The organism is Cellulomonas sp. IC4_254, from assembly GCF_011603975.1.
Lineage (GTDB): Bacteria > Actinomycetota > Actinomycetes > Actinomycetales > Cellulomonadaceae > Cellulomonas.
Genome location: NZ_JAANNB010000173.1, coordinates 1 through 8219 on the forward strand (window position 1 = coordinate 1; position 8219 = coordinate 8219).

General features: G+C 76.7%; 9 protein-coding genes. 7 read left to right on the forward strand and 2 right to left on the reverse strand.

The window, feature by feature from the left end:
* The 4 genes from G6556_RS14915 to G6556_RS14930 all read left to right on the forward strand — a co-directional run.
* Window positions 1-1076, forward strand: a 1076-nt coding sequence (locus tag G6556_RS14915) for an alpha/beta hydrolase (RefSeq protein ID WP_205693540.1), incomplete at its 5' end; no start/stop codon positions are given.
* The gene (gene purD / locus G6556_RS14920) at window positions 1073-2335 is read left to right on the forward strand and encodes a phosphoribosylamine--glycine ligase (protein WP_166943030.1); all 1263 of its coding nucleotides are present in this window, start codon (window positions 1073-1075) and stop codon (window positions 2333-2335) included. The genes G6556_RS14915 and purD, both read left to right, overlap by 4 nt.
* A 127-nt stretch (window positions 2336-2462) precedes the next feature.
* A complete protein-coding gene (locus tag G6556_RS14925) occupies window positions 2463-2681 on the forward strand; it encodes a hypothetical protein (protein WP_158369995.1) in 219 nt (72 codons plus the stop codon).
* A 47-nt stretch (window positions 2682-2728) separates the two neighbouring features.
* Entirely contained in the window at window positions 2729-3661 is a 933-nt protein-coding gene (locus tag G6556_RS14930; RefSeq protein ID WP_166943034.1) for a phosphoribosylaminoimidazolesuccinocarboxamide synthase, read from the forward strand.
* A 36-nt stretch (window positions 3662-3697) separates the two neighbouring features.
* Here the strand turns inward: G6556_RS14930 and G6556_RS14935 are convergent, their stop codons facing one another.
* Window positions 3698-4696: an iron-siderophore ABC transporter substrate-binding protein gene (locus tag G6556_RS14935; RefSeq protein ID WP_240934584.1), complete on the reverse strand. Its 999-nt coding sequence runs from the start codon at window positions 4694-4696 to the stop codon at window positions 3698-3700.
* A 100-nt stretch (window positions 4697-4796) separates the two neighbouring features.
* On the opposite strand from G6556_RS14935, the gene G6556_RS19675 reads away from it, so the two are divergent.
* From G6556_RS19675 to G6556_RS14950, 3 genes are read left to right on the forward strand one after another with little or no spacing between them, the layout of a single operon-like run.
* Window positions 4797-5861, forward strand: a complete 1065-nt coding sequence (locus G6556_RS19675) for an iron chelate uptake ABC transporter family permease subunit (RefSeq protein WP_166943040.1) — start codon at window positions 4797-4799, stop codon at window positions 5859-5861.
* 5 nt (window positions 5862-5866) lie between these two features.
* Window positions 5867-6901, forward strand: coding sequence for an iron chelate uptake ABC transporter family permease subunit (locus tag G6556_RS14945; protein WP_166943049.1), 1035 nt, complete (start codon window positions 5867-5869; stop codon window positions 6899-6901).
* Window positions 6895-7698 carry an ABC transporter ATP-binding protein gene (locus tag G6556_RS14950; RefSeq protein ID WP_166943043.1) on the forward strand — a complete coding sequence of 268 codons (804 nt, stop codon included), beginning with the start codon at window positions 6895-6897 and terminating at the stop codon, window positions 7696-7698. The genes G6556_RS14945 and G6556_RS14950 overlap by 7 nt, the downstream gene beginning before the upstream one ends.
* A gap of 17 nt (window positions 7699-7715) precedes the next feature.
* Here G6556_RS14950 and G6556_RS14955 read toward each other — a convergent pair.
* Window positions 7716-8219 (reverse strand): anti-sigma factor (locus G6556_RS14955; protein WP_205693541.1); only part of this gene is annotated, 504 nt, incomplete at its 5' end.

Sequence of the window (8219 nt, forward strand, 5' to 3'; positions counted from 1 at the left end):
CCCGCCGCCGCTGGCGCCGCGTCGCCCTCGCCGCGCTCCTCGCGGTGCTCGTCCCGCCCGCCGCCGGTGCGGCGTACGAGGCGAGCGCCGCCCGGGGCGCGGCCGAGCGGTACCCGGTGCCGGGCCGGCTGGTGGACGTCGGCCGCCGCTCCATGCACCTCGACGTGCGGGGCACCGGCTCGCCGGTGGTCGTGCTCGAGGCGGGCAGCGGCGAGACGTCGATCGGCTGGGACGCGGTCGCGGACGCGCTGGCGGAGCACACCACGGTGGTCGCCTACGACCGCGCGGGCTACGCCTGGAGCGACCCGTCGCCCGAGCCCCGCACCGGCGACGCGGTCGTGCGCGACCTGCACGCCGCCCTCGACGGCGCCGGGCTGCCCGGCCCGTACGTGCTGGTCGGCCACTCGATGGGCGGGCTGTTCGCCCGGCTGTACGCGCACCGCCACCCGGGCGACGTCGGTGGGCTGGTGCTGGTCGACGCCCGGCCGGAGGACGACGCCCGTGACACGGCCGCCCTCCTGGAGGCCGAGGGCCGACCGGCGGACCCGCCGGCGTGGGCGCTCGGCGCCCTGCAGCGCACGGGCGCGCTGCGCCTGTTCGCCGACGAGCTCCTCGCCGGGGTGGTCGACCCGGCGGACCAGGAGCGGTTCCTGGACGTCGTCGCGACCCCGGCGTTCTTCGCCGCGCGGCAGGACGAGGCCGACCGCATCGGGTCGACCGAGGACGCGGTCCGCGGTCAGGACCTCGGCGACCTCCCGGTGCGCGTCATCGCACGGGGCGAAGCGCAGGACTACGCTGCCGCCGGCATCTCGGCGGGTGGGGGTGCCGAGCTCGAGCGGATCTGGCAGCAGGGCCAGCGCGACATGCTCGGGCTGTCCACCGACGCACGGCTCGTGGTAGCCGAGGGCAGCGGGCACCTCGTGCCGCACGACCGGCCGGACGTGGTGGTCGATCAGGTCCTCGACGTCGTGCGCACGCTGCGGGCCGGCGACCCCGGCGCCGTCGGCGCGCCCGGTGGCCGGCCGACGGACGGCCGTCCCGGCGGCGCCGACGGCTCGGTAGGGTCGGCGTCGTGAAGATCCTCGTCGTCGGGACCGGCGCCCGCGAGCACGCCCTCACCCTCGCCCTGTCCCGCGACCCGCAGGTCGCCGAGCTGCACGCCGCCCCCGGCAACCCGGGGATCGGCGCCCTCGCCACCCTGCACGCGGTCGACCCGCTCGACGGCGCGGCCGTGGCCGCCCTCGCGACGTCGCTGGGCGCGGACCTGGTCGTGGTCGGGCCGGAGGCGCCGCTCGTCGCGGGCGTCGCGGACGCGGTGCGGGACGCGGGTGTCCCCGTGTTCGGCCCGAGCGCCGAGGCCGCGCGGCTCGAGGGCTCGAAGGCGTTCGCCAAGGAGGTCATGGCCGCCGCGGGCGTGCCGACCGCCGACCCCGTGGTCGTCACCGAGGCGTCCGCCGCCGAGGCCGCGCTCGACACGTTCGGCGCGCCGTACGTCGTGAAGGACGACGGCCTCGCCGCGGGCAAGGGCGTCGTCGTCACCGAGGACCGGGCGGTCGCGCTGGAGCACGCGCTCGCGTGCCTCGCCAAGCCGGGCGGCCGGGTCGTCGTGGAGGACTACCTGGACGGCCCCGAGGTCTCACTGTTCGTGCTGTCCGACGGCACGCACGTGGTCCCGCTGGTGCCCGCGCAGGACTTCAAGCGGGTCGGCGACGCCGACACCGGGCCGAACACCGGCGGCATGGGCGCGTACACCCCGCTGCCGTGGGCCCCTGACGGCCTGGTCGACGAGGTCGTGGCGCAGGTCGCCCAGCCGACCGTCGACGAGATGGCCCGGCGCGGCACCCCGTTCGTCGGCGTCCTGTACTGCGGGCTCGCGCTGACCAGCCGCGGCACCCGGGTCGTGGAGTTCAACGCCCGGTTCGGCGACCCGGAGACCCAGGTGGTGCTGGCCCGGCTCGCGACCCCGCTCGCGGGCGTGCTGCTCGCGGCCGCCACCGGCGGGCTCGGCGACCTGCCGCCGCTGGAGTGGACCGACGAGGCCGCGGTGACCGTCGTGGTCGCGTCGCACGGCTACCCGGAGGCACCGCGCACCGGCGACGTCATCGAGGGCCTGGACGACGCGGCCGCCGTCCCCGGCGTGCACGTGCTGCACGCGGGCACCGCCGCCGGCGCCGACGGCGCGGTCGTCTCGGCGGGCGGCCGCGTGCTGTCGGTCGTCGGCACGGGCGCCGACCTCGCGGCGGCGCGCGCCACGGCCTACGCCGGCGTCGAGCGCATCGCCCTGTCGGGCTCCCACCACCGCTCGGACATCGCGCAGGCGGCCGCGCAGGGCTGACGCCGGGCCCACACGCCGGCCCAGGTCGGCGGTTCCGGCCACGGAAGGTCGGCGGAACCGGCGACCTCGGGCGGAACCGGCGACCTCGACGCCGGGGCGGCCCTGCGGAGCGGGCATACTCACCCGCATGGAGCTGCCCCTCGCCTGGTCCCTCGTCCTGGTCGTCGCCGGTGCCTGGAGCCTGCTCGTCTGGCCGCGGTTCGGCGCGCGGATCGCCAAGGACCCGCGGGCCCGGGACGCGCAGGGGCGCCCGACCCGGTTCCTCACCGTGCACCTCGTGCTGATCACGGTGTCGATGCTGCTGGGTGCGGCCGTCGCGCTGCTCGGCGTCCTCACGCTGGTCTGACGCGCGCCGCGGACACCCGCCGGACCGGCCGCCGCCGCTGCGGCAGGATGGCCCCCATGACCGCACCCGCGCTGCCCGGCTGGACGCACACCTACTCCGGGAAGGTCCGCGACCTGTACGTCCCGGACACCACCCAGGAGGCCGGGGCCGCGGTCGCGGCCGAGCACGGCGACGTCGTGCTGGTGGTGGCGAGCGACCGGGTGAGCGCGTTCGACCACGTGCTCAGCCCCGGCATCCCCGGCAAGGGCGTGGTGCTGACCCGGCTGAGCCTGTGGTGGTTCGACCAGCTCGCCGACCTGGTGCCGAACCACGTCGTGTCGGCGGACGCCCACGCGGTGCCGGAGGCGGTCCTCGGCCGGGCGATGGTGTGCCGCCGGCTGGACATGTTCCCCGTCGAGTGCGTGGCCCGCGGCTACCTCACCGGGTCGGGCCTGGCGGAGTACCGGGCCGCCGGCGAGGTCACGGGCATCCCGCTGCCGGCCGGCCTGGTCGACGGCTCGCGGCTGCCGGAGCCGATCTTCACGCCCGCGACCAAGGCGGAGCTCGGCGAGCACGACGAGAACGTCAGCCTGGACGTCGTCGCGGGCCGGCTCGGCCGGGAGCGCGCGGAGCAGCTGCGCGACCTCACGCTGGCGGTCTACGCGCGGGCCGAGGGCATCGCCCGGGAGCGCGGCGTGATCCTGGCGGACACCAAGCTGGAGTTCGGCGTCGACCCCACCACGGGGGCCGTGACGCTCGGCGACGAGGTGCTGACCCCGGACTCGTCGCGGTTCTGGCCGGCGGACGCCTGGGAGCCGGGCCGGGCGCAGCCGAGCTTCGACAAGCAGTTCGTCCGGGACTGGCTGGCGTCGCCGGCGTCCGGCTGGGACCGCGCGGCCGACGGTGCGCCGCCGGCCCTGCCCGCGGACGTCGTCGAGCGGACCCGGGACCGGTACCTCGAGGCCTACGAGCGGCTGACGGGGACGTCGCTCACGGTGTGAGCGACGTCCCCGCCGTGGTCGGGTGCGCGGCGCGCCTCAGGAGCCGAGCGCGTCCTCGATGAGCGGCACCAGGTTGTCCAGCGCGTACTGCTGGGCGCCGATGGTGCCGAGCGAGTACGCGGAGGACAGGTCGCCGTCGATGACGACGGCCCGGCCGTCGGCGACCGCCGGGATGGCCTGCCACTGCGGGTCGTCGGTGATCTCGGCGGTGTCGATGTAGATCGGGAACGCCACGATCAGGTCGGCGTCGAGCAGGTCGAGCTGCTCGGACGAGATGTCGACGCTGAAGCCCGAGGAGGACACCGGCAGGTCGGCGATCGTCGGCGACTGCACGAAGCCGAGGTTCTCCAGGAAGTCGACGCGGTCGCCGCCCTCGATGTACGCGCCCCAGCCCTCGGACGTGCGGGTGGCGGCGGCGATGGTCTTCCCGTCCCAGTCGGGGTGCGCCTCGCGGGCGGCCGCGAAGGCGTCGTCGAGCTGCGCCTCCAGCTCCTCGCCCTTCTCCGGGACGCCCAGGGCGGCGGAGATGAGCTCGAGCTGCTGCTGGCCCGTGGTCAGGTAGGAGTCGCCGCCCTCGGGGACGCCGACGGTCGGGGCGATCTCGGAGAGCCGGTCGTACCGGTCCTGGTCGCCGGACGACTTCACGTCCAGGATCAGGTCCGGCTCCAGCGCCGCGATGGCCTCGTAGGACGGCTCGAGGGTGTCGATGATCTCGGGCGACTCGTCGTACTCGCCCTCGGCCCACGGACCGACGCCGTCGCCGCCGAACGCCAGCCAGTCGGAGGCGCCGACGGGCTGGTAGCCGAGGGACAGCGCGGTCTCGGCGTCGCCCCAGCCGAGCGCCACGATCCGCTCGGGCCGCGACTCGACGGTGACCTCGCCGAACTTGGTGTCGACGGTGGCGGGGAAGGTGCCCTCGGACGCGGAGCCGGAGCCGCTCGCGGCGGTAGTCTCGCCCGCGCCGGCGGAGTCGTCGGTGCCGGAGCACGCGCTCAGGGCCAGGACCGCGACCGCCGCGACGGCGGCGACACGCATGGACTTCATCGAAGGCCTTTCGTGGAGGGGGCCCGGCGCGACTTCGGGAACGGAGTCACGAACGAGCGGATGCCTCGGAAGGTTAGCCTAGCCTCATGAGATGCGGGAACCCCGGGTGAGCGCCGTCGGCGCCCCGCACCCCGCGGCGGTCCGCCCGACGACGTACTCGACCCCCCGGCGCGGGACCGCGCTGCTGCTGCTCCTGGGGCTGCTCGTCGCCGCGCTGGCCCTGAGCCTGGCCGTCGGGTCGCGACCGGTCGACCTGTCGACCGTGTGGGGCGCGCTCACGGGCCGGGACGTGCCGCCGGCGGACTACGCGGCGGTGGTCGGGCTGCGGCTGCCGCGCACCGTGCTCGCCGTCCTGGTCGGCGCGGGGCTGGCCGTGGCCGGCGGGCTGATGCAGGCGCTGACCCGCAACCCCCTGGCGGACCCCGGCATCCTCGGCGTGACGAGCGGCGCGGCGTTCGCGGTGGCGATGGGCGTGGTGCTGCTCGGGGTGACCCGGCCGTCCGGGTACGTGTGGTTCGCGTTCGGCGGCGCGCTGCTGGCGACCGTGGCGGTGTACCTGGTCGGCTCGGCCGGGCGCTCGAACGCCGGGCCGGTCCAGCTCACCCTCGCCGGGGTGGCGCTGAGCGCGGTGCTGACCGGCGTCGTCGGTGCGCTGCGGCTGACCGACCAGGAACGGTTCGCCGTCCTGCTGACCTGGGAGTCGGGCTCGTTCCAGGCGCGCGGCTGGGACGTGGTCGTCCCCGTGCTGCCGTTCGTGCTGCTCGGGCTGGTGGTCGCCGGGGTGGTGGCCGGGGCGCTCAACACCCTCGGGCTCGGGGAGGACCTGGCGACCGCGCTGGGTGCCTCGGTCGGCCGGACCCGGGTGCTCGCGGTCGTGGCGATCACGCTGCTGGCGGGCGGGGCGACGGCGATGGCCGGGCCGATCACGCTGGTCGGGCTGATGGTGCCGCACGTCGTGCGCTGGCTCGTGGGCCCGGACCAGCGGTGGGTCCTCGGGCTGTCGGCTGTCGCGGGCCCGGTCCTGGTGCTGCTCGCCGACGTGGCGGCGCGGGTGCTGCTGTGGCCGGGCGAGCTGCCGGTCGGCGTCGTGACCGCGTTCGTGGGTGCGCCGGTGCTGATCGCGCTGGTGCGGCGGCGGAAGGCGACCGGGCTGTGACCGGCGTGCGGGTGGCGACCACGCCCCGGCCCGGCACCGCGCCGCGCCGGCCCGTCGACCCGCGGCGGCGCTCGCGGCTCGCCGTCGCGGGCCTCGCGGTCGCCGCGCTGCTGCTCGCGCTCGTCGCGCTGGGCCTGGGCGACTACCCGCTGAGCGTCCCCGAGGTCGTCCGCGCGCTCGGGGGTGACCAGGGCTTCGCCAGCACGATCGTCACGCAGTGGCGGTTGCCCCGGGTGCTGGTGGCCCTGGTGTTCGGCGCGGCGCTCGCGGTGTCGGGCGCCCTGTTCCAGTCGCTGACCCGCAACCCGCTCGGCTCGCCGGACGTCATCGGGTTCGCGACCGGCTCGTACACCGGCGTGCTGGTCGTGACGACCGTGCTCGGCGCCGGGACGCTCGGCGTGTCCGCCGGGGCCCTGGTCGCGGGGCTGCTCACGGCCCTCGTGGTGTACCTGCTCGCGTACCGGGACGGGGTGCAGGGGTTCCGGCTGATCGTCGTCGGCATCGGCGTGACCGGGATGCTGCACGGGCTGAACGTCTGGCTGCTGCTCCGCGCCGAGACGGAGGTGGCGCTGGCGGCCTCGATCTGGGGCGCGGGGTCGATCTCGCTGGTCGGCTGGACGCAGGCGCTCCCGGCCTTCGTCGTGCTCGCCGTGCTGACGCCGCTGGTCTGGGCCGTGCGCGGTCCGCTGCGGCAGCTCGAGCTCGGCGACGACGCCGCCGGGTCGCACGGCCTGCGGGTCGAGACGGCGCGGCTCGCGGTCGTGGTGCTCGGCGTCGCGCTGATCGCGACCGTCACGGCGACCGCCGGGCCGATCGCGTTCGTGGCGCTGGCGGCGCCGCAGATCGCGCGCCGGCTCGCCGGGTCGGCCGGGCTGCCGCTGGTGGCCTCGGCGCTGACCGGCGCGCTGGTGCTGCTCGCGGCGGACGTGCTGGCCCAGCACGTGCTGCCCACGGCGCTGCCGGTGGGCGTGGTGACCGTGGTGCTCGGCGGGGGGTACCTGCTGGCCCTGATCGTGCAGGAGGCGCGGCGGCGATGGTGAGGCAGGAGCGGCTGCGGGCCGAGGCGGTCACGCTCGGGTACGAGCGCCGGACGGTGTCGACGGACCTCACCCTGGCGGTGCCGGACGACTCGTTCACCGTGGTCGTCGGGCCGAACGCGTGCGGGAAGTCGACGCTGCTGCGCTCGCTCGCCCGGCTGCTGCGCCCGGCCGCGGGCGAGGTCGTGCTGGACGGGACGTCGATCCACCGGATGCCGACCAAGGAGGTCGCGCGCCGGGTGGGCCTGCTGCCGCAGACGGCGCTGGCGCCCGAGGGGATCACGGTCGGCGAGCTGGTCGCGCGCGGCCGGTACCCGCACCAGAACCTGTTCCGGCAGCAGTCCGACGCCGACCGCCGGGCCGTGGCGGACGCCATGGACGCCACCCGGGTGACCGACCTGGCGACGGTCCCGGTGGACGAGCTCTCCGGCGGTCAGCGGCAGCGGGTGTGGGTCGCGATGGCGCTGGCCCAGGAGACCGGCATCCTGCTGCTCGACGAGCCGACGACGTTCCTCGACATCGCGCACCAGATCGAGCTCATGGACCTGTTCGCCCGGCTGCACGCCGAGGGCGCCACGCTGGTCGCGGTGCTGCACGACCTCAACCACGCGGCCCGGTACGCGACGCACCTGGTCGTGATGAAGGACGGCGCCGTCGTCGCCCAGGGGCGGCCGACCGAGGTGGTGACGGCCGAGCTCGTCGAGGAGGTGTTCGGCCTGCCGTGCCTGGTCATCCCGGACCCGCTGGCGGGCACCCCGCTGGTGATCCCCCGGGGCGCGGCGCACACCGCCGCCGACTGAGCCGCGGGCCCGCGGCGTCAGGCCGGGGCCAGGACCACCACGGGCTCGCTCGTCGGCTGCTCCGAGCCGCCCTCCGGCTCGACCGTGAGGGCGAGCGCGTCGCCGGTGCGGTAGGCGTCGGTGCGGATCTGGAGCGTGCCGTCGGTGACCCCGGTGGTGCCGTCGGGGACCGGCGAGCCGTCCCGCATGACCCACAGCTGGTAGACCTCGCCGGCACCCGGCGCGGCCACGCCGGAGGCGGTGACCAGGGCGGCGTCGGCCGTGACGACCGCGACGGCGGTGCCGCCCGACGTCACCGGGGCGGACACCACCTGCGCGCCGGGCTCGGCGAGCAGGGCGGTGATCCGGTCGGCGCGGGCCTCGGCCTCGGCGGCGCGGTCGGCCTGCCGCCAGGCGACGGTGCTCGGCACGGCGATCGCGGCGAGCACGGCGAGGGCGGCGACGGCGGTCGACCAGCGGCGCCGGGCGCGGCGGCCGGCGGGGCGGCTGGACCCGCCCGGCGACCCCGCGGGGCGCGAGGT